Genomic DNA, 837 nt, shown 5'->3' with positions numbered 1-837 from the left:
TTGGTCTTACCCGACGGCGCTGCGCCAACCGCAAGGAGGCAGGCGACCACGGTAGGGTCAGCGACTGGGGTGAAGTCGTAACAAGGTAGCCGTAGGGGAACCTGCGGCTGGATCACCTCCTTTCTAAGGATTTCTTTTTGGGTTTGGCGCCGAGCGATCGGGGCCGTCCTGCTTCGGCAGACCCATCGAGGATCATTTAGGATACAGGGACCTGTCAGGGTCCCATTTGGCGGGACAGGCGCCGTCCTCGTTTCTCTTTCTCGTTCCGGGCCATCGGGCTCCGTCATCCCTGCACAGGGATGGGCGTCGAGCCGGCCTGGAGATTGAGTTTGCCGCAGCCTGGATGCTGTGAGGACCGTCAGGTTCCGCAGGATCGGCTGTTAGCCGAAGACATCAGTGACAGCGTGAAGAGGGAATGTGGCCGTTGGGGGCGCGAAAGCGTCAGCCCTGGCGGTCATGTTCGGCAAGCATACGGCGATTTGATCGGAAACGATCGGATCGCTGGTCTTTTTGTGACCGTGTCAGATTTTTGCTCTGGATCCTCTGGACCCAGTGGCAAGAAAACGGACATCGATCACGAGAGCGATCAAGTGTCTTAAGAGCATTCGGTGGATGCCTTGGCGCTGAGAGGCGATGAATGACGTGGTACGCTGCGATAAGCCTTGTGCAGCTGCGAACGAGCTTTGATCCAGGGAGTTCCGAATGGAGAAACCCACCAGCGACCTTCCGTATTGCGGGACCAGGCGCGAGCCTGGTTCTCCAATACGGTTGGTCACATGAAGGTATCAAATCCTGAATCCATAGGGGTTTGAAGCGAACCCGGGGAACTGAAACATC

The 837-nt window shown here is 57.7% G+C and carries 2 rRNA genes; both read left to right on the top strand.

From position 1 onward, the window contains the following. Positions 1 to 123 (top strand): 16S ribosomal RNA (locus MKL20_RS25270); the annotation flags it as partial. Positions 124 to 584: 461 nt separating this feature from the next. Further along, positions 585 to 837: ribosomal RNA gene (locus MKL20_RS25265) — 23S ribosomal RNA — on the top strand; the annotation flags it as partial.

It is taken from the genome of Methylobacterium sp. E-066 (assembly GCF_022829635.1).
Classification (GTDB): Bacteria; Pseudomonadota; Alphaproteobacteria; order Rhizobiales; family Beijerinckiaceae; genus Methylobacterium.
Note: the sequence above shows the minus strand (reverse complement) of the source record. Positions and strands in the feature narration are given on the sequence as shown.